Annotated in this window: 14 protein-coding genes and 1 pseudogene; 1 reads left to right on the top strand and 14 read right to left on the bottom strand. The window is 38.5% G+C overall.

The genetic code is table 11. The features are described from left to right. Window positions 1–103: 103 nt before the first annotated feature. The 7 genes from D1814_RS10185 to D1814_RS10155 form a co-directional block, all read right to left on the bottom strand. Window positions 104–1291, bottom strand: a complete 1188-nt coding sequence (locus tag D1814_RS10185) for a nucleotide sugar dehydrogenase (protein WP_118491915.1) — start codon at window positions 1289–1291, stop codon at window positions 104–106. Window positions 1292–1454: 163 nt separating this feature from the next. Next, on the bottom strand, window positions 1455–3131 hold the full coding sequence (locus D1814_RS10180; protein WP_118491913.1) for a glycosyltransferase family 2 protein: 1677 nt from the start codon (window positions 3129–3131) through the stop codon (window positions 1455–1457). Between the two features lie 86 nt (window positions 3132–3217). After that, entirely contained in the window at window positions 3218–4300 is a 1083-nt protein-coding gene (gene rfbB / locus D1814_RS10175) for a dTDP-glucose 4,6-dehydratase (RefSeq protein WP_118491911.1), read from the bottom strand. Window positions 4301–4337: 37 nt separating this feature from the next. Beyond that, window positions 4338–5207, bottom strand: coding sequence for a dTDP-4-dehydrorhamnose reductase (gene rfbD, locus D1814_RS10170; RefSeq protein ID WP_118491908.1), 870 nt, complete (start codon window positions 5205–5207; stop codon window positions 4338–4340). Window positions 5208–5252: 45 nt separating this feature from the next. After that, the gene (gene rfbC / locus D1814_RS10165) at window positions 5253–5798 is read right to left on the bottom strand and encodes a dTDP-4-dehydrorhamnose 3,5-epimerase (protein WP_118491906.1); all 546 of its coding nucleotides are present in this window, start codon (window positions 5796–5798) and stop codon (window positions 5253–5255) included. 75 nt (window positions 5799–5873) lie between these two features. Further along, window positions 5874–6755, bottom strand: coding sequence for a glucose-1-phosphate thymidylyltransferase RfbA (gene rfbA / locus D1814_RS10160; RefSeq protein WP_118491904.1), 882 nt, complete (start codon window positions 6753–6755; stop codon window positions 5874–5876). Between the two features lie 19 nt (window positions 6756–6774). After that, window positions 6775–9240, bottom strand: coding sequence for a glycosyltransferase (locus D1814_RS10155; RefSeq protein WP_118491902.1), 2466 nt, complete (start codon window positions 9238–9240; stop codon window positions 6775–6777). Window positions 9241–9834: 594 nt separating this feature from the next. Here D1814_RS10155 and D1814_RS10150 point away from each other — a divergent pair. Next, entirely contained in the window at window positions 9835–11154 is a 1320-nt protein-coding gene (locus D1814_RS10150; protein ID WP_118491900.1) for an alginate O-acetyltransferase AlgX-related protein, read from the top strand. 255 nt (window positions 11155–11409) lie between these two features. Here D1814_RS10150 and D1814_RS10145 read toward each other — a convergent pair whose 3' ends face one another. From D1814_RS10145 to D1814_RS10115, 7 genes and pseudogenes are all read right to left on the bottom strand, one after another. Further along, window positions 11410–12231 carry a polysaccharide pyruvyl transferase family protein gene (locus D1814_RS10145; protein WP_162889829.1) on the bottom strand — a complete coding sequence of 274 codons (822 nt, stop codon included), beginning with the start codon at window positions 12229–12231 and terminating at the stop codon, window positions 11410–11412. A gap of 90 nt (window positions 12232–12321) precedes the next feature. Continuing rightward, window positions 12322–13137 (bottom strand): hypothetical protein, encoded by an 816-nt coding sequence (locus D1814_RS10140; protein ID WP_118491896.1) that lies wholly within the window; start codon window positions 13135–13137, stop codon window positions 12322–12324. Between the two features lie 93 nt (window positions 13138–13230). Further along, entirely contained in the window at window positions 13231–16671 is a 3441-nt protein-coding gene (locus D1814_RS10135; protein ID WP_118491894.1) for a glycosyltransferase, read from the bottom strand. A gap of 123 nt (window positions 16672–16794) precedes the next feature. Beyond that, the gene (locus D1814_RS10130; RefSeq protein ID WP_118491892.1) at window positions 16795–17409 is read right to left on the bottom strand and encodes a hypothetical protein; all 615 of its coding nucleotides are present in this window, start codon (window positions 17407–17409) and stop codon (window positions 16795–16797) included. Between the two features lie 558 nt (window positions 17410–17967). Then, window positions 17968–18987, bottom strand: a pseudogene (locus D1814_RS10125) (IS3 family transposase). A 246-nt stretch (window positions 18988–19233) separates the two neighbouring features. Then, window positions 19234–20241 (bottom strand): hypothetical protein, encoded by a 1008-nt coding sequence (locus tag D1814_RS10120; RefSeq protein WP_118491890.1) that lies wholly within the window; start codon window positions 20239–20241, stop codon window positions 19234–19236. Further along, on the bottom strand, window positions 20238–21209 hold the full coding sequence (locus tag D1814_RS10115; RefSeq protein ID WP_118491888.1) for an SDR family NAD(P)-dependent oxidoreductase: 972 nt from the start codon (window positions 21207–21209) through the stop codon (window positions 20238–20240). The genes D1814_RS10120 and D1814_RS10115 overlap by 4 nt, the downstream gene beginning before the upstream one ends. Window position 21210: the final 1 nt, after the last annotated feature.

Here is a 21210-nt window from a genome sequence, read left to right as displayed (position 1 = left end):
TCGTAGCCACATATTAGCTTGCTGAAACTAAAAGGCCAGGTTTGTAACCTGGCCTTTTTGGAATCGTGGGGTCAGAGTAATGACTCTGACCCCAAAACTTGATTTAGTCAGCGTTGAATAAGTCGCGGCTGTATACCTTATCTAGTACGTCTTCGATATCGCCTGTTACACGGTTGGCTACGATTACGTCAGAAATTTTCTTAAACTCTTCTAGGTCGTTTACTACTCGTGAGTTAAAGAAATCTTCTTCTTTAAGTACTGGTTCGTAAACTACAACTTCAATACCTTTCGCCTTAATACGCTTCATGATGCCTTGAATCGCACTTGCGCGGAAATTATCAGAACCTGTCTTCATAATAAGACGGTAGATGCCAACAATTTTGGGGCCACGGCTAACAATTGAATCGGCAATAAAATCTTTACGAGTACGGTTTGCATCTACAATGGCCTGAATCATGTTATTAGGCACTTCACTGTAGTTAGCTAGTAGCTGCTTGGTATCTTTTGGTAAGCAGTAACCGCCGTAACCAAAACTCGGGTTGTTGTAGTGATTACCAATGCGCGGGTCTAAGCCAACCCCTTCAATGATTTGCTTAGTGTCAAGACCATTACGCTCAGCATAGCTGTCTAGCTCGTTGAAGTAAGCAACGCGCATTGCCAAATAGGTATTAGCAAATAGCTTGATAGCTTCAGCTTCTGTACTGTCTGTGAACAATACATCAATCTCTTCTTTAATGGCGCCTTGCTGAAGTAACTTAGCGAACACTTCTGCACGCTCGCTACGCTCGCCCACGATGATACGGCTAGGATGAAGGTTATCGTAAAGTGCTTTACCTTCACGCAAAAACTCTGGCGAAAAGATGAGATTCTCAGTACCGAAACGGGCTTTTGCGTCTTTCGTGAAGCCTACTGGCACGGTCGATTTAACAACCATCACAGCATCAGGATTAATTTCCATTACCGTTTTGATAACCGCTTCTACACTACCTGTATTAAAGTAGTTAGTTTGCGGGTCGTAATCTGTTGGTGTCGCAATAACAACATAATCTGCATCTTTATAAGCAACTTGTGCGTCAAGCGTAGCTTCAAGATTAAGCTCTTTCGTCGCTAAATATTCAGAGATCTCTTTGTCTTCAATTGGAGACTTTTTATTGTTAAGCATCTCGACTTTTTCTGGTACTAGGTCGACCGCTTTCACTTCATTGTGTTGTGCAAGTAGCACTGCATTTGAAAGCCCTACATAGCCTGTGCCTGCTACAGCTATTTTAAGCTTCTGCATAGTACTATCCATTTAAATTCTCTCCAGTTTTGTACAAATAATTTACGAAAGCTTCATTACTATCATTGCATAGTAATTTTAAACAATGATGAATACTACGGCTAACTCGCCTAATTTTTTAAATAGTGTATCAAAGCTCTGTTTGATGCACTATGCATCAATTATGCCTTGTGCATCACTTTTTCAATTCTACTGCGCTTCTTATCGAAAAGTTCTCGCGTTTTAGCGTTAGATTTGGACTATAAGCGGGATCATTAGCTATGAAGTCGCTCCACGTAGTTTGAAGGTAATTTAATTCGCGATTAAAACGCGCCGCTTTTTCAGGTGATATATCTAAGCCTCTACTCACCGATTCATGATGGAAAAGCTCTGCTTCTGCGCAGTAAACATTATTGACGCCTAAGCCTTTAACCTTCAAACAAAAATCTACATCGTTAAAGGCAACAGAAAGGTCCTTTTCATTTAAACCGTTTACGGCGTCAAAATGCGCGCGTTTAACCAATAAACACGCTGCGGTTACGGCACTATAGTTGTTTGTAGCAACAATTCTCTTTAAGTAACCAGTATGAAAACGCGGAAAGTTCTTATGAGCATGGCCAGCGCCACCACCGTAGCCTAAAACAACACCCGCGTGTTGTATCCGTGTATCAGAATAAAGCAGCTTTGCACCAACACAGCCAACATCTTCGCGCTCTGCATGCCCCACCATATAAGTAAGCCAATCAGGCGATATAACTTCAATATCGTTATTAATTAGCCCAAGAATGGAGCCTTTCGCATGTTCAACCCCAAAGTTATTAATTGCTGAATAGTTAAATGGCGCTGGGTAACTAAGGACTCTTACTTTTTCCAATGTATCTAAGTAGGTAAAATATTTGATACTTTCCTGTTCATCAGAGCCGTTGTCTATAAGCAGTATTTCGTAATTTTGATAGGTGGTTTTCTCTAGGATTGACTCGATACATGCTTTAACCAAGGCTTTCCCATTTTTGGTGGGAATGATCAGGCTTACCAAGGGATTACTATTGGGCCAACATAACCGGTTGACGCTATATTGCTCGTCTATTTCCACTTTCGCTTTTGCGTGCTTTTCTATCACTGTTTTAACACGCTCCAGCGTATCTGACTCACCGTCTTTATTTGGCAATAGGTGCACTAAGGGCAGCGGCAGATGATCAATAGCCAAATTTTTGTTAGTAAGGGAAAGCTCTGTAACTATCTCTGCAATTGTTGTTTGGTTAGTAATGTGTAGCGACTTTAAAAGCACTGTTTTGATCATTACCCCAGTATTAATATAAGCGGTAGAAAATTGAAGCTCAGGGTTACAATCGGGTAGAAACCTTGGTGATGATTTGGCCCCATTATTATCCAGCTCATCAGTATCACAATAAACTAAGTCGCTTTCTTTCAAAGCTTCACATAAATGGCTTATAGCAGTTTTTTCTAACAAATCACCACCGTTTAGCAATAGCGTGGGTAACTGGTTATTGAGTTGTGAAATTTGCTTGTCTAAAACATCTAGATCCGATTCCCCTATTATTAAGCAAGTTTCAGCACCAAGGGACTTAACTTTTTCTTGAGTGAAACTCAGATTGTCGGTGCCAAATACTATAGCTTGCCATCCATCAATCTTGGCTGCTGGCTTTGAAAAAGCAGACTCATTTGCTTCAAGCCAATGATTGTACAACGCCTGCGTTTGTTTAGGCGTTGGAGCATCGAAAAATAGCCCAGACTTTCTTACCGACCTTACATACAAACCAGTTAAACGTTCGTTTTGTTTAAGCTTGTCTTTTAAATTTTTAGGAATAAGTTGAAGGGCGGCTCGCACTGACCGCATAGCAATTTTTTTCATGTAGACTATTTAGGGCCTTAAAAATAAAGAAAGCCGCTTTGTTTAAAGCGGCTTGGTAGTTTAACACTTGTAAATTTGTATGGGTATCAGCTTCCAGTACCTAAACGCTCGCCTTGATAGCTACCGTCAAGAACGGCCTTCCACCAGCCTTCGTTCGCTAAATACCACTCAACGGTTTTGCGAATACCGCTTTCAAACGTTTCTTCTGGCTTCCATCCAAGCTCACGCTCAATTTTGCTAGCATCAATAGCGTAGCGCATATCGTGCCCTGGACGGTCTTGAACGTAGGTAATTTGATCAGCGTATTTGCTATCTTTTGGCTTAACTTCATCCAGAATTGAACAGATAGTTTGCACTACTTCAATGTTCTGCTTTTCGTTGTGACCACCAATGTTATAGGTTTCACCAATTTCACCGTTTAGTGCAACCACAACCAATGCACGAGCATGGTCTTCAACATACAACCAATCACGAATTTGATTACCTTTACCATATACAGGTAACGGCTTTCCAGCTAGCGCATTTAGAATTACTAACGGAATAAGCTTTTCTGGGAAGTGATACGGACCGTAATTGTTCGAGCAATTAGTTACAAGCGTTGGCAGCTTGTAAGTGCGAAGCCACGAACGCACTAGCTGATCTGAACTTGCTTTACTTGCTGAGTATGGCGAGCTTGGTGCATACGGGGTAGTTTCCGTAAAGAGCGGAAGCTCTGTGCCTGGCTCTACTTCATCTGGGTGCGGAAGGTCTCCGTATACTTCGTCAGTAGAAATATGATGAAACTTAAACCCAGCTTTTTTATCGCCTTCCAGTGCTGACCAATACGCTCTTGCTTGTTCAAGCAAGGTATACGTACCAACTACATTGGTTTGAATAAACTCGCCAGGCCCGTCAATTGAACGGTCTACATGAGACTCTGCCGCAAGATGCATAATGATATCTGGCTGGTGCGTGTTTAACACGCGCTTTACTTCTTCAGCATCACAGATATCAACTTGTTCAAAGTTGTAGCGGTCGCTATCTGAAACAGGTGTTAGTGATTCTAAATTTCCCGCGTAAGTTAGCTTATCTAAGTTAACCACAGTGTGGTCTGTATCGTTTATAAGATGGCGAACTACTGCTGAGCCAATAAAGCCCGCGCCACCTGTTACTAAAATCGTTTTACTCATTTTCTTTTTACCAAAAGTATAATCTTGTTCTTGTCGCTTACGCTTTCAATTCGTCTAACATGCTGGCTAATTGCTTGCGCCAGTGAGTAGGCTTACACGCCGCAAACGCTTCGCGTGCGGTTTGCTTGTCTAATACACTGTAATGCGGACGTTTTGCAGGTGTTGGGTATTGGCTTGACGGTATAGGTAATACTGGAATCGATTTATCTAGCAAACCTTTCTCAACACCTAGTTCTTGAATAGCCAGCGCAAAGTCGTACCAACTAGCTACACCTTCATCAGTCCAGTGATACACGCCACTGGTTTTATTCAAAGCGGCAGAAACACAAGCTTCAGCCAAACCCTTAGCCCACGTGGGTGTGCCTATTTGGTCATCTATTACGCCTAACTGAGGTTTATCTGCCATCAAACGCAGCATGGTTTTCACAAAGTTATTACCATGCGAAGAGTAAACCCAAGCAGTGCGAATTAGACAGCTAGCATCAGGTAGTATTTCAAGCAGTGCTTTTTCGCCTTCTGCTTTCGACTTGCCGTAAGCACCTTGCGGCTCGATAGGGTCGTCCGTGAGATAAGGCGAACCTTTGTGACCGTTAAATACATAGTCGGTAGACACATGAACCATAAAAGCGCCGTTTGCTTTACAGAATTTTGCTAAATTCTGTACAGCTAACGCATTAATGGCATTACACGCTTCGGTATCTTCTTCCGCTTTATCAACAGCTGTATAGGCAGACGCGTTTATTAAAACATCGGCTGATAAAGGCGATAAGTTTTCTTCAATATTAGAGGCATTCGTAATATCAATATCGTCGCGCCCTAAAAACGTAACCTTATGCTCGCTATTTTCTAGCTCACGAGAAAGCTCAAACGCTAGCTGCCCAGACTTACCTATAATTACAATATTCATTAATCGCTAGTACTCTATAAAAAGTCAGTGAAAAACCGATAACAATTAAAACGTAGGTGCGTCTACAAATGCCAAGCCCGCCTCATCTTTACCTGATAGAGAAGGCTTCTCACCATTTACTAATGGCCAGTCGATATTTAATGTAGGGTCGTCGTACTTAACTGATATTTCAGATTCCGGGTGGTAATAGTCGGTACACTTGTACACGAACTCTGCTGATTCGCTGGTTACGTAGAATCCGTGCGCAAAGCCTGCAGGTACCCATAACTGACGTTTATTTTCGGCAGAAAGTATTACTCCAACCCACTTACCGTATGTAGGTGAGTCTTTACGCATATCTACGGCTACATCGTATACTTCACCGCTGACTACACGTACTAATTTGCCTTGGGTTTGCTCCATTTGATAATGGAGGCCACGAAGAATACCTTGGCTAGATTTAGAATGGTTATCCTGAACAAAATCTACATCTGCACATTCTTTCTTAAACCAGTCGGTGCGAAAGGTTTCTAGAAAAAAACCTCGCTCGTCACCAAATACTTTAGGCTCGATGATTTTTACAGCAGGGATGTCTGTTTTAATTACTTGCATTTACTTTCCGTACAAACTGGCAATTTGAAATAAGAAGAAAGGTGGCAATGCCACCTTTTAGAATTTGATATGAAGCTAGATCTTAACTCTATCATTGATCACTTTAAGCAGGTAATCGCCATACCCGCTTTTCTTAAGCGGTGCCGCCAACTTTTCAAGTTGCTCAGCGTTGATATAGCCCATTCTGTAAGCCACCTCTTCAGGGCAACATACTTTCAAGCCTTGGCGTTTTTCAATAGCTGCTACAAAGTTTGCCGCTTCGAGCAAAGAGTCAAGTGTACCTGTATCCAACCATGCTGAACCGCGCCCCATTAGCTCTACTTTCAAACTTCCATCTTGAAGGTATAAGTTGTTCAAGTCAGTAATTTCGAGTTCACCACGCGGCGATGGCTTAACTTCTTTAGCAAAATCCACTACGCGATTGTCGTAGTAATACAGACCTGTTACCGCATAGTTTGATTTGGGAACAGCAGGCTTTTCTTCTATAGAAAGTGCATTCCAGTTATCGTCAAAATCTACTACACCATAGCGTTCAGGGTCATTGACGTGATAACCAAACACCGTTGCACCGTGCTCTTGTTTAAACGCATTCTGCAGCGATAATTTTAAATCGTGGCCATAATAAATGTTGTCACCAAGAACCAATGAACAGCTATCATTTCCAATGAACTCTTTACCTATAAGAAAAGCTTGTGCCAAACCATCTGGCGAAGGCTGAACCGCGTACTGAATATTCATTCCTAATGCCGAGCCATCACCGATAAGGTCGATAAATCGCTGCTGTTCTTCAGGTGTGGTGATAATAAGTACATCACGAATACCCGACATCATTAACGTTGTTAATGGATAAAAAATCATCGGCTTGTCGTAAACAGGCATTAACTGCTTACTTACTACCTTAGTTAACGGATGTAAGCGTGTGCCAGATCCGCCCGCCAAAATAATTCCTTTTCTCAAAATAATACCTTTAGCCCATTCAAATTAAGTTTTTATAGATATCTAAATATTGGGATGCCATATGATGAGAGGATAAAGTCAATCCCTCTCCACTTTGCCATTTCAAGACGTTTAACACTTTATCTTCCCACTCAATATTAAATGAAGTATCAGATAATTTATTAGCTAAATCAATTGGCTTATTGCTTCGTAATATCCACCCAAAATTTCCTCTTCTGACTCTTTCTTCAATAGCACCCATTCCAAACGTAAATAAAGGAACGCCGCATGAAAGCAATTCGGTTACTGTATGACACCAGGTTTCCGGCCATATGGAAAAAACACCACCGAAAGATGGTTCGATTTTTGTGATGATATCCTTTAATTGCTCACGTTCATACTCACCATGAAGAATCAACTTTGAAGAAAGCTGCACTTCATTGGATACTTTTCCAACAATATGAATTTCCAATATATCTGAAGCTTCCTCTGCGAGCTCATTTATATATGCCAACCCCTTAGCAACATTTATATTTCCGGGGCAGACTAGCCTGAACTTCTTATTTTTGCTTGGATATTTGGCTAGTTGAGTAAACTCAACAAAGTCTCGCCCATGCGGAATAACATGAAAATTATCAGGGGAAATCGTCGGATACACATTAGAAATTACTTCTTTTGTCGATTCGCTTGTAGTAACGAAGTTTGAGATATAGCATAAGTACTTTCTAAATCTGCGCTGCCATATATACACTTCGAAATCATTCAAGTTAGAAAGCTGCTTTGCAGGCCATAGCTCTGGAAGGCAAGGTTTGCTCGCATCACTGCACGCACCACCACAATACTGCTTGTCACCATCTAAAAGCTTTACCGTAGGGCATACCGTATAAAAGTCGTGAAAGCTGAATACTATAGGTATTCCATAGTTATGTGAATATTCAATGAGACCGAAGCTATGCCAACCAATATGGCGAATGTGCACCAAACTAATATTTAACAAACCAATCCAGTTTGAAACCACAGCGTCATACTCTGCGCTTACATGAATAGAAGGGTGAATTTTTTCATGTAACTCATGTAGTTGGATCAACTTTAAGTTGCTCTCTTGCAGCACAAACAATTTCACAGTTTTAGAGTTAGAGACGAGCAAGTAACATTCATACTCCTCGGAAACTTGTTTCATTAAATCCAAATTCGTTTGGGGAGTCCCCCCTGTTTCCGTCGAAATAACGTAAAGTATTTTAGGCAATGGCTGAGACGTTGGTGCATTTATTTGAGTAACGAAGCTTAAATATGATATGAAAGATTTATATGCATTGGAATTAAAGGTTCGGTTTAGCAACTTACTATACTCGGGATGAAGTGAATCTACTTTTGCTCTCCCAATAGATATTAAATTAGCCTTCTGCTCTTTAAAGCTTGCATTTTGTTTGTGGTAAACAAAACTTCTAGCTGCAAACGTGTTTTTCCACCCTTTTTTAACCGCTCTCATACAGAAGTCATTTTCTTCACCATATCCTTTTGGAAATGATTGGCTGTCGAAAACCCCTATGTCCTCTATGAGTTCACCTTTGACATACATACAGAACCCATGTCCCGTTGGCAGAGGTGGACTAACCAAAGGAGCCTTCTCTCTCAAGGCGCCGGCAACATCGTTAATTTCGCTTAAAGAGGGCGTAGAAGAAAATGTATGTACACTAAAGGGACCTGCTGCATTGGATACAGCCGTAACAGTTCCAATCTCACTGCTACTCATCGCTACGAGTTTTAATTCTCTGAGCCACCAACGACTTACGATAGTATCAGAGTTTAATATAAGAATATCGCTATCAGGACGAAGTTTACGCGCGTAGTTGATACCTTTGTTTATTGTTCCACTGAAGCCAAGGTTTTGAGTATTTTCTAAAAAGTTGAATTCATCACTTGCATATTCGCTGGCCAGCGGTTCAAAGCCACCTTCTGGACTCGCATCGTTAATAACAATAACACTAGTGTGAGGTGTCTCAGCGCGTAAAATAGAATCTAAGCATTTACGTGTTTCTGAAAAGGCATTATAAACTGGAATAATTATCGATACATGAGCTTCGAGGTACCGTTTATTTATTGAACGTACGACGTCAACTTTCGGGAAGTCTAGTTGTTCATATATCGAAAAGTGAGAATTCTCGGTAAATGACACGTTCTCATATGAGGGAGGGAAAGCGCTAAGGTTTTCTCTCAATAAGCTTGATAATTCTGGACTAGAATCTTTTATCTGCTCAGTGACTTTCTTCGCATTAAAGCCTCGGTTTGGAAGCCTTCCCTCTAAAACCCCGAATCGTATAAAATGCAAATTTGGGCATAGATTAGCTTCTGCTACATCTGGATTTTCATTAAGGTACCATTTGCTGTCTAGTAACTTTTCTCGCTTGAGAGCACTCAAGAGTTTTGGTTCGGTAACTAACCTTCTATACGTGCTAGCAAGTCTTCTTTTATATGCTCTCAATACCATCATTAACCTTAACTTCATTATTTTGCCATGATGCCATAAAAGTACTCACTTTTCAGTAATCGTCATTTACTTTTAACTTATACTTCCAAGAAGTGAAAATAACTTAGGTTAAAAGTAAAGGAACTCAATGATGAAATGAAAACAATAGAAAAGCTAGTTGCGATTTTTAGTACGCTCAGTTTGTTAGATAAGCAGAAGGTGTTACTATTATTGTGAACGAATTAGTAAAAAAGCTTATACATAGCCACTCGATGCATAATGCAATACGGAAACGGCCACACGTAATTTCGCCAACTCGATTTTTGCAAGTTAAAAAAATAAGTATGATTGAGGAAAGGTATCCTTTCAAACATTAAGAGCGGTTAAGAAGCGTTCTTGGTAAGGACCTTTTGGCACTCTTTGGAAACTTTGCGTAAGACTTGCCCCCCACTGGTTCTACTCATGCTTTTAAACGACATACCCTCCCTCTTAATGATATTATTAACACTTAAATAGTTACTGAAAGATTGAACTCAGGTCTATAAGATAAAATTAGATTTTCTATAAGGTATCTATAGCATTTTTTATCAACCTTTATGAATTCGTAACAAACTACTTATAAGAAAACACTTTATGTCACAATACTCCTTATCTATTGAGCCCCTTTCACATAAACTTTCAGATCGTTTTCTGTGGTGCCTTGATCGTCCTATCGATAACTTAAGATTTGACTATAAAGATTTAGATAAATGTTGTTTAGAGTTTAGCGGTTGGTTAGTTAACCATAAAAATGTCAGCGGTGAACTAGTAGTCTTGCACGGTGACCGAGTAGATAAGCTGACAAGAAATGAGTCTAGGATTGATGTAGAAAATAAAATAGTTCAAAAAAATGAAAAGCTAGAGAAGCGACAACATTATGGTTTTAAGCATGCCATAAAGCTTATTTCTGATAAATTTACAATAGCATTAATTTCAGAAAGTATTCTTACGCCTCTTTACAACGGGCATATTAAAGGTGCTTTTGAAGTAATTAAAGGCGAAGACAATTGGCTTTTCTTAGACAACGATACAAATAAAAGCGTCGATCAATTTCAAGGAAAAGTGAAGCTTTCGAGACACATTAAGAAAGCATGGCTTGAGTATATGGAAAACTTTCAATCTATATCAAAAACTCATAACTTGACATCAGTTTTTTTAGTAGCACCTTCAAAAGAGTACGTGCTACGAGATAAGTACCCAATTAAAAACCTCAAAAATACGCCATTAGAACAAATTGAAAAAATAGCGCCCCCTGGATTCAATTTATTATCTCTGACAGACACTTTAAAACAGTCACCCCAAAATACGTTCAGAGTCTGCGATACACATTGGAATTCACACGGAGCAATGCTAGCTAGTATTGACCTTTGCGTAAGTTTAGGTATCAGCCGTAAAGAATTGCGAGAGATATTTTCAAAAGACACATACAAGGAGAAAGAAGTTGGAGGAGATTTAGGAAACAAGTTATTTCCACCACAGACGTATTTAGAACAGATTCTAACTAGCTTCAATTATAGAAATAATATCGTGTATGATAATGGCCTACCAAACTTTGGAAGGACAATGTTCATTTACAATAGCAACGCATTGATGAATGAGACACTGTTGCTCTTCGGTTCCTCATCGTCTTACTCAATGTTCAATTATCTTAATCGAGTCTTTCGCAAAGTAATATTTTTTCATACCGCCGGTAGTATAGACCTAAGCATTCTAGCAAAACTTGAGCCTAAATATCTGGTAGCTCAATCCAACGCTCGATTTTTAGTTAAAGCTCCATCAACATCGGTGTCTATCAAAGATATTGTTGCTGAAAAACTTGCAAATGGGATTCTTCCTGCCTCTACTAATAACTCTATTAACACGAATAGCATTGAAGATATCTTGCAGGTTGTTGAACAAGTTTTAATATACTGATGTTCTCCTCTTTCCCTTTAATGAGACAGTGCTGAACTAAAGTTTTCTAGTTCTACTCGGTAAGTTGCTGGCGGTAGACTTCCGCGATTCTCATAGATCAATTCGCCCCACTTTGACGTGTGGGGCAAGGCATGAACACAAAAAAATGGCACGTATATTTCAGTTGCCGAACGCTTTCGGTCTTAGAACGTAAATTTCTATTTCTTCGAATTGCTTACTATATTAAAGGAAGGTCTCACTAATTTTACTCAACGTTTACAAGCTCTTCAGAACGTTTATTATCAAGCTCTTTTGCTTGTTTTGTATTTTTTCTATATTCGCTTTTTCGGGCTGCCACTCCTTCGCTACTAAATCGCGAAAATTCGTACTTTCATCTATTGTATGCCTAGTTGCAAATTGAGTATTCCCTATCGATTGGTAGTAATCAGTATATTTAAAGTCGCCACCAGTAATTTTTTCAGTAACCTTAATCGAGCAAACAGGGATACCATATGCGTGACAAAATATTACTCCGTGCAGACTACTCGACACGACATATTTATATCTCGACAACTGCTCTAAGAACTCATGAGGGGCTTTATAATTATCAATGAGGTTGTTCTTTGCACTTGGAAACATCTCAAAAAAAGCTTTCCTATCAACGCTATGTATAATAAAGCCTACTTCTTCTGTTTGAGTATTATAAGGAAGTTTAAAAATTTTGGATATTAGTAATCCGGGATCAGAAATAACATCGGCGTCTTCTGGTAACAAGTTACTCGTCTTTGGGCCACGTACACCCAAGAAACGCAGGTTCTTATTATAAGGAATTTTATCTTCCTTTATTAATCCGCACCCCAACACGTTTATAGAACAGCCATCGCCTTGTTCTTTAACTTTTTTATGGCAAAGATGAATAATACTTCCTACAAAAGCATAGGTATCTTCAGGGATTTTTTCGTGAACACCAATACGATTTATGTTTACGGAGTATTGGGCACAATAGTGCTCTAACAAAAGATAACCAAACATGTCGCCAAGATTTCCGTGCTTCGCTGTCGGATCTTTTATACTAGCTAAAATATTTAATTGCTTCATTTTGAATTTTTCAATGTAAAAGTAAAACTCTGTATGCATAAAAAAATGGTGCAAGAGTTACTTTTTAGGCCTTCCAATATAAAAAGAAAATTAATTTCGAACAAAATGTTTATCGTTCCAAAAACTCTTCCCTAGCGACATTATCCCTTCTGAAATCACGATTAAATTTGTAATAATCGAGGAAGAACCTTTATATAACGTTTTATTAAAATCGCTAAATTCAGAAGTATCAAAAATTTTCTTAACTTGTTCTATATGTTTGTATTGAATACCCCAGCTTACCCGCTCACTATTGTAAGAGAAGGGCAACCTATTTAAGGACATGTGTATTCCATGCAAAGGCCTCTTAACGCCCAAAGCTTCATTTACATCCGATTCGATCAAAATACCTTTACGCTTTGCGATAGCATAAAGTATAGCCTCATCGTTTGATATTGTTGACACCAAATCGTTAACTTCAGGAAGTGGGTAGTATTCATCATTCTTTACAAAGTGAAGGCCAGTTAACCGTTGAGTGTTTTTTCTTATAATATTAGAATAAGGATGTCCTGCCTCGAAAACAGGTTTGTGAACGTCATATATATCCTCTAAAATCATGATATCAACGTCCCCAATGTAGGTATATTCAGCTTTAGTTTTAGGCTCCATAATAAACCTATAGCTATTTACCATTTTTGGTTTTGTCAGACATTCAGAAGTTTCTCTAAGAACGATTTCTACACCTAGGTTAAGCGATAACCATTCTATAGAATACTGATGTTTTTCTTTAAACTTAGAAATATCTTCTACAATGTATTCAAACTTTGCATTTTCGTTACTTTTTTTGGCAAAGTAAGTGTAGGGGATCAAAAAATTCTCATGAAACCCAACAGCGCAAGTAAAAAAAAGGATTTGCTTCTTTTGCATTTTAAACCTTAAAAATTTATCAAATAATTCAATCTTTAGATTGATGGTAACTTACTCGCAAAGCGAAAACATTTTTCACTTTTTTTAGCTTGTTCAGGCATCGCCCTTTTTCACTTTATATTCTTTTCGAAAGGATTCTATTCTATCCTTAGGAAAAAATTGTGTAAGTTGGTTATTAAACCTTTCTCTGAATCTTTCATCATCTTCTGGATTAGAACCTCCAGCGTCTTTACGGTAGTCCACCTCTATTAATGTACTGTTTGGCTCATAAACAAAGCGGCCATCTAACTTTGCCAACACAGTTATTTCATTGTCCGCTTTGTGCGCTTTATAGTAAGGGTTCAAAATAGCATTTTCATAAAACTTTTTAATCCAAGACTTACGGACCATTCCAAAAGAAGCAATACGACCAAACCACTTCCCATCATTAAACGCTAATAAGCCAGCTTCTTCATTTTCGATACTTTCTAAAGCGATTTTAAGCCAATCTCTTCCGGGGAAAGCATCTTGGGCTACAAAAACAATAAAGCGGGAATCACACTTAGCAGCGACAGAATTTAATGTAGACATAAATCCGCCCCTTATATCATCCATTGCGATGATAACCGAACACCCTGTACCTGCGCGTGAAGATAATATTTGTGCTGTTTTGTGTCCTAATTCTTCATCAATACATGGCATAACTATGGATATTGAAGGAGAAACACGAAGTTCTGTAGTATCTAGTTCGCTCATATTCAAGCTAACAATTTCTTCAAATAAAAAGTCTACGCAATCTTTGGAGACGTCTTGTGGAATAACGCTAGAGGAAAAATAAAGGATTCTTTTGGTTTTGAAATCAAACAAATCACCTAGGCTTGTAAACAAGGTAGCATTCGATAGGCTAAATTTTTCCGTCTTGCTGCATACAATTACGCTTAGTTCATTAGCCGAAATTTTAGGAAGGTAGCTAGAATATACTTCGTTAATTCCATTTTCTATAAAGTAAATTTGCTGGCAGCTCAATTGCTCACCGTAAACTGATAGGCATTTATTATACTTAGTTAATTGTGTTCGAATTTTTGTCGAAACTTTTAAACGCGCATCAATTTTTGGAGAGCTTACTTGAACTAGTGTCCAGGAGTTTTCGCTACTTTCTTCTTTATAGATAAGATCCAAGATAACGTTTTCTATCTCTGGGTCCCTTAAATCCCCCGCTATCACAGTATCGAATTTTGCAATTTCCTCGGAAACATAGCTCGGCAACATTGGACGAGGAACGGGGAAGCAACGCTTTTCGTTATTAATGTCATAAAATAAATGTTCAACGCAGTTCTTCATTTGATGCCAATATTCATAACTTTGCAGATACTCTAATCGCGCACCATACGGGAAGCCGTCATACCCGAAGAAAGAGCTGTTCGTTAGCGAGGATAACTCCACCCTTCCAATAGAGGTGACACCATCCAGTTCACAGACCCTGTTTTTTCCAAAAGCTTTAATTAACCTTTTATAAAACTCACCGTCTGCGGCAAAACGAACTTCATCCCATCCCCCTAATACATTCAAAACTTCTTCTCTTTTAAACATAAGCGAAGATATATTAAGGTGTTTGTAAAACGGCTGACCTCTTCTTATAAAGTTGAATCTTTCATCACAACGTACCCAACTAGCACAATTGGCGACGATGTCGGAGTTACGCTCAAAATGCCGAACTTGATATTCAATCTTTTCGGGGTGACACCAATCATCGGAATCGCAGACCGTTACTAAGTCACCAGTAGCAAGATTCAAGGCAGCATTTCGAGCTACATACGGGCCTGAATTACTGTCGGTCTGTATAACCTTTATGCGGTTATCTAATCTCGCGAACTTTTTGAGTACAACATGAGTATCGTCCGGACTGCAGTCGTCTACGAGAATAATCTCGAGATTTAACCAAGTCTGCATCATGAGAGAATACAAGGTTGTAGATATGCTATGCGAACATTTGTAGCAGGGGATAATAATTGTGACTTTATATCCGCCTTTTCTAAAGTCACCCCGCTTAATAGGGCTTTCTGGGTATAGGTTGTCAAGGTAACTATTGCTCTCGCCTAAAACCCTAACTCTTTGAAGCCCGTACTTTTCAAATATTACATTAAAAAGTTTTATTTTATTCGGAAGAGTGAGTTCAAATGATATTGCTTGTGATAAAAGGTCTACATCCTTTTCCAACTCGTCATCATGAACTATTGGAATCTGGCCTTTCCCAAGTTCATTAAGCATGAATTTTTTATAGATATCAAAACCAGGACATTCCGCATGCAAGTCAGATGTGGATAAATAAAATTCAGCGTCCGCTCTATCTTTAGTTCCTTCCAAGTCAGCTAATAACATCCCTAGAAGCCAACTGGCCCAATTTCTCTCTTTCTTATTACTGTTTTTTGTAAGATCTTTTAATTCTTTAATGCCTTCCTGATAAAAACCTAAATTTCTGGCATTAAGAAATGCTCTTTTTGGCTTATAAGGTGCTTTTGAAAGTGAATAATCCTTATTACTTATATTGTATTGAAAGCTATTTTTCAGACTATTGCTTTTAATATTGAATTTGTAACATGACTCTGGCTTATAGCTTTTAAGCTTTTTGCTCAAATTTTGGCTATGAGGGAATAAAGCATAGTACTTATTATTAGAATCTCTTATGTCAACATCTTCTGGAAATAGAGCTGGGTTGATATTTGCTTTTTTTAGCGCATATACACAAGATAGCTGATCTCTTCTAGACCATTTACTTAACTCATTCCACCAAACTTCATTGAAATACTTAACCTGATTATCTTGATTATCTCTGAAAATAACATTAGTCTCATATAGCCCGTTGTTTCTCGCAAAGCCTTCTGATTCATACTTAGCAAGTTGACGACTCATTAAACCAAAATCATCTTTCAGTAACTCACGACACTTCATAATTTCGTCATAAGTACAGTTTCGGTCGGGGTGCTGTCTCATTAAAAGCTTAGTTTTTAGTTGAATCTCTTCCTCAATAAGCTGCCTAAAGTAACCACTTTTCAGTTGGATATTGCCATCAATCCAAATAGTGTATTTGTATTCACTTAATACTTTATGGGGATTTAACTTATGATACCGTGCCGTTCTAACCGTATCATAATCAATAGTAGCCGGCCGCCTAACATCGAAAGGATATACGCCCTCGACCTCAGCGTCGGTAAACAATACGTAATCCCAGTCAAACACAAGTTCATCAGGTAAGATTAAATTGTCATATCCACCAGTAATTGCCATATAAACAGCCACTGAAGCTCTACGTTTTTTCTTGTATTCAAGATAGGCCTTAATTATTGCCTTTTTGTCATCATCACTCTTACGTGAGAGGTGTGTGGAGTTTACCGGTAGCTCTCCTCTGGCAACTAACTCTCTTTGAGCTAAATTAACATTAAATTCCAATATCTCTCTTAGAGCAGGGTTTTCTTCAATCGCCTGATTATAAAAATTTAAAGCCTCTTTATAATCTTTATTAACGAGTGCTTTGTTACCTTTTTCAAGAAAAGTCATTTAATATCCCGAATGTAATTGTAAATCTACGTTGTGCTGGAATAGCTTGCTTTAGGCTAAAAAATAATAATGAATAGCGTTATTCGGTTAATAGCGGCAAACCCAGGGAAGTCAAGGCTAATATTATTTTGTAGGTGTTATCTTTCGGCCTTCTTCAATGCCAAACTTCAGATAGTGTAATAACGGGTTTATGCCTTGCAATTGAACGTCCTTATTTTGCTCTAAATAAGAATCCCCATTAAACAATGGGCTAGGCTGTCTACCTTCTTTCCAACCAAACTTTAAGTAGTGATAAGCAGGGTCGACTTTACTCTCTCCAACATCTGGGTAAGCGTTCAAATACCAACTTTTATCAAATAAATTTGAAAATTTTATTATATAGATGTCTTCAGAAATCTTATTCCGCTTGGTAAGCAACTTTTCTAACCAAAAAAAAGGTTTGAACAGGTATCTCGCAATTGACCTGTTTATTTCTTCATTGTTATTTAATGATATAGCATGCTTTACTCGAAGTTTTTCTAAGTCTTTCTCTAGATTTAACGACGATTGAATTATACGAGCGTATCTATTTTGGAGTAATATCAACTGATCTATCGAACTTTCTAACTGAAATTCTACTAGCTTTTTTGCTCTCTCAGAATCTGCTAGCTTTTGCATCAGGAGCTCGTTTTCATTCTCTAATTGCTCTAACCTCATGGCAACAGCTTGTTTTTCTACATGTATTTTTGTGTTTTTCATTTAGTACTTTTTGTGTTGTGAGAGCGGATTTCTACTACTTCAATAAATTGGATGGGCGCCATTGAAAAGTCATTCGTTCACAAATGAAATGGTCTCCCTGGCAAAGCTATTGATTTCACAGTAATCTAAGAAGCCTTCGAATAGACTTTCGCCCGACATGCAAATTTAAAATCTGACAAGCGTGAATTTTAAACATTGACTCTTAAAATCAGTAACTCATACATTAATCTACCATTCAATTAACGTTAAATTATTCGCCACCATTAGGTGAGCACTTTTTGGTCATCTTCTTTTAAAACATAAGATTTGTAACGAACCTTCAATAGTACTCGTTTTACTACCCGATATAAGCTTTTGCACTAAGCATTTTAAGCAATCATGTTAGCAAAAATAAAACTGTAAACCAATGAAATGCTGCAGCTCTGAACTGGCGTTTTTTCACACCGCTTCTTGTGGCATACCATTTGTAAATAATTTTCTTAGCTTAGTTTGATTAGGTGTTTTATGAATGTAGTATCATCTATTAGGAACTAGAATGGGGAACTGTCCACTTTCCCGTTAATGAGCCAGTCGCCAGAACCAAGCCATTTCTCCTACCTGATTGAGATTTTCAAACAAGTTAGCATCAAGGAACTCTCTGCGGAATGAACCGTTAAAGCCCTCTACGAAGCCATTTTGCTGCGGTTTACCTGACTCAATATATACCAGTTCAATATTATTGGATTCACACCAATCCGTAAGCGTCGCCGAAATTAGCTCTGGGCTATTATTCATACGTATTTGAGTTAGTAATCCTCGCTCAGACTTAAGCTGTTCTAACACGCGTATGACACGGCCAGCGGGCAAAGACGTATCGACTTCAATAGCGAGGCACTCTCGCGTCCCTTCATCCAATACATTCAGTGTTCTGAACCTTTACCGCAATATAAAGTGTCATGCATAAAGTCCAACGCCCATTGGTGGTTTGCCTGCTCCAGCACTTCTAATGGCTGAGCTATTCGTTTGGGCAGTACCCGTTTAGTTCTGCGCCTCAGATTCAATCCCATTTGGCAGTAAACGCGATAGACGCTCTTGTGATCAAAGGGGAAGACTTTGAACCGCATTCAGCCAAAACACTTCCAGAAGCCTGCTCGTGGCGACTTCTCCAAGACCGCATTGACAACATCAATGACAGCAGCATCTACCTTGCGCCAGTCTCTCTCTGGACGAAAAAAGGTCGCACGGCCAATACCAACAAACAGACAGGCCTTTACGATACTTAGTCCCGCATCAACTAGGATGCTGACGCATTCTCGCTTCTCTGCTGTCAACAACCCTTTTCTGCGACAAGTTCCTTAATGGCATTATTTTTTCAAAGCGTACATAGGCAAACATCCTTTTGAGCTTAGCATTCTCTTCTTCAAGCTCTTTCAATCGTTTTACGTCAGACACTTCCATGCCGCCGTACATAGATTTCCAATTGTAGTAAGTTGCACTGCTGATACCTTGTTGACGGCATACCTCCTCAACCTTCATGCCAGCTTCAACTTCTTTTAACACCCCAATGATCTGAGATTCTGTGTAGCGTGACTTTTTCATAGTCGTCTCCTGCATTAATAATTACAGAAAACTCCAATTAAGCCTGTCTCAGTTTAGGGGAAGTAGACAATAGCTCCTCACATCGAGTGCTGTTGTTCATTTGTTTCTACTCAAATGCCAAAAATAAAGTATTTTTCATATTAATTAAATCTGGATTTTTTTTTATCCAAAGCTTCATAGTAACTCCAAAATTATTCCTTTTAGATTTTTCAATCTTGCTTTTCAAATATAGAAAACTTCTACGTTTTACCTATTTAGAAAATCTAAAGTTCTTTTAGAGGCGTCTGTTTGTTTTATTAATATATTAGAAAAAAGCTCAGTTTCATAAGTCCAGTTAAGATGTTTATATACACTTATTAAATGTCTCAACCTCTCTTCACTTTCAAGATTTAAGTTCACTCTCGCAAAATATAAAGCCAACATGTTTTTTTTCATTCGCATATAGATCCGTGAGCGAAAGAGAGATATAAAATCCTGATCGTCTATTATATCTCCATATTTCTCAAGAAAATGTAGTGCCTTTTGATTTTTACCTTTATCAAAAAGCGATTTCACAAGATTCATCATATAAACAGAACTTTCTATTCTTAACTCCTTTCTCTTTTTATTAACTTCGCTTAGAGATAAAGAGCTGTTGAAAATACTTTTTACTATATTCCCCAAGAAAGCAGCAGAAAAGTCGCCGACAACATGCCCAGCAAAAGGAATTTTTATTGGACAAACTACCGCCTTCGCATTACTAACCATAAGCCTCTTGACGTGGCAAGTATCTGTACGATGGTGGTTGTCATAAACGATAAAATAATCATGCGCTGCATTTAACTTACAATTTTTAAAAATGGCTTTAGTGTGGTCATAATTATTAATCCACCTTTTATCAAAAGGGATGTCTTCCTGGCTTATTCCAAATTGGGGGGATAAGGCTATGACCTTTAAAGGCCAAGTTACCATACTACTTAATAGAATAGCGCCATACCCTCCCATACTACCGCCATAAAGAAAAACCTCTGAACTCTTAAAGTCATCCAGTATTTTCACAATTTCATACATTTCTTGTGTTTGATACCAATGGTTGTTGGCTGTCCTGACTGCCAAAACACTAAAACCATTTTTCAATCCAAAATTTACTGCGAAAGTGTTGTCGAAAGATTCATTACGATTCCTTCCAACAAAAGACACTAATATTTTTTTAGTACTTCCTTCATGGAAAGTAACTTTTATGTCATTGCCCTCAAAAAGAGTAAGATCATTCATTTATTTGTCGATCCGTAATAGGATGTATACCAGTCTACAAATTTACTTACTCCTTCATCCACCGATGTAGTTGGCGTCCACTCAATAAAACTTTCTAACTTCGAAATATCAGCATAAGTGCGCGTCACATCACCGTTCTGCATATCAAGATATTTGTATTTCCCTTTGATGTTAAATTTAGTCTCCAGCGTTTTAATAAACATCAAAAGATCAACAGGCTTCCCATTTCCAATATTGTAAACTTGGTGCCTGTTGCTCTCTGAAGTTACTTTACTAATTCGGAAAACAGCTTTTACTATATCGTCTATATAGGTAAAGTCCCTCTGCATCTTTCCATTATTAAAAATTTTTATTGGATTATTATTAACAAGTGAGTTTGAAAACAACATAGGTGCCATATCCGGTCTTCCCCATGGGCCATATACGGTAAAGAAGCGAAGACCCGTACATTTTAATCCATATAAGTTTGAGTAACTGGCCACCATCGCCTCATTTGCTTTCTTCGTTGCTGCGTAGAAAGAGACGGGGTTGTCTACTCTATCATCTTCACTAAATGGAACTTTATCACTCATTCCATACACAGAGCTCGAAGACGCATAGATAAGATGTTTTATTTTGTGATGCCTACATCCCTCTAGTATTGTCAACATACCCATTAAATTGCTATCAGCATAAGCGTATGGGTTATCAATTGAATAACGCACGCCAGCCTGTGCAGCTAAATGAATAACTTTTTCAAATTTATGTTCTTGAAATAACCTTTCTACTGCCTGCCTATCTGCAATATCTATTTTAAAAAATGCGAATTGGGCGAAATTTCTCAAATTACTTAAGCGCGCTAACTTAAGTTCTACTGAGTAATAGTCATTTAGGTTATCGACTCCAACGACAATCTCGCCCTCTTCTAATAATCGCTTACAAACGTGGTAGCCAATAAATCCGGCAGCTCCAGTCACTAGGTACATCATC

The organism is Alteromonas sp. BL110, from assembly GCF_003443615.1.
Lineage (GTDB): Bacteria > Pseudomonadota > Gammaproteobacteria > Enterobacterales > Alteromonadaceae > Alteromonas.
The sequence above is the reverse complement of the archived record's forward strand: the minus strand, read 5'-3'. Positions and strand labels throughout refer to the sequence as shown.

What these genes read in the sequence shown, in the direction of transcription:
- D1814_RS10185 (WP_118491915.1), bottom strand. Translation starts at nt 1,291, where the DNA reads ATGGATAGTACTATGCAGAAGCTTAAAATAGCTGTAGCAGGCACAGGC.
- D1814_RS10180 (WP_118491913.1), bottom strand. Translation starts at nt 3,131, where the DNA reads ATGAAAAAAATTGCTATGCGGTCAGTGCGAGCCGCCCTTCAACTTATT.
- rfbB (WP_118491911.1), bottom strand. Translation starts at nt 4,300, where the DNA reads ATGAGTAAAACGATTTTAGTAACAGGTGGCGCGGGCTTTATTGGCTCA.
- rfbD (WP_118491908.1), bottom strand. Translation starts at nt 5,207, where the DNA reads ATGAATATTGTAATTATAGGTAAGTCTGGGCAGCTAGCGTTTGAGCTT.
- rfbC (WP_118491906.1), bottom strand. Translation starts at nt 5,798, where the DNA reads ATGCAAGTAATTAAAACAGACATCCCTGCTGTAAAAATCATCGAGCCT.
- D1814_RS10155 (WP_118491902.1), bottom strand. Translation starts at nt 9,240, where the DNA reads ATGAAGTTAAGGTTAATGATGGTATTGAGAGCATATAAAAGAAGACTT.
- D1814_RS10150 (WP_118491900.1), top strand. Translation starts at nt 9,835, where the DNA reads ATGTCACAATACTCCTTATCTATTGAGCCCCTTTCACATAAACTTTCA.
- D1814_RS10145 (WP_162889829.1), bottom strand. Translation starts at nt 12,231, where the DNA reads ATGAAGCAATTAAATATTTTAGCTAGTATAAAAGATCCGACAGCGAAG.
- D1814_RS10140 (WP_118491896.1), bottom strand. Translation starts at nt 13,137, where the DNA reads ATGCAAAAGAAGCAAATCCTTTTTTTTACTTGCGCTGTTGGGTTTCAT.
- D1814_RS10135 (WP_118491894.1), bottom strand. Translation starts at nt 16,671, where the DNA reads ATGACTTTTCTTGAAAAAGGTAACAAAGCACTCGTTAATAAAGATTAT.
- D1814_RS10130 (WP_118491892.1), bottom strand. Translation starts at nt 17,409, where the DNA reads ATGAAAAACACAAAAATACATGTAGAAAAACAAGCTGTTGCCATGAGG.
- D1814_RS10120 (WP_118491890.1), bottom strand. Translation starts at nt 20,241, where the DNA reads ATGAATGATCTTACTCTTTTTGAGGGCAATGACATAAAAGTTACTTTC.
- D1814_RS10115 (WP_118491888.1), bottom strand. Translation starts at nt 21,209, where the DNA reads ATGATGTACCTAGTGACTGGAGCTGCCGGATTTATTGGCTACCACGTT.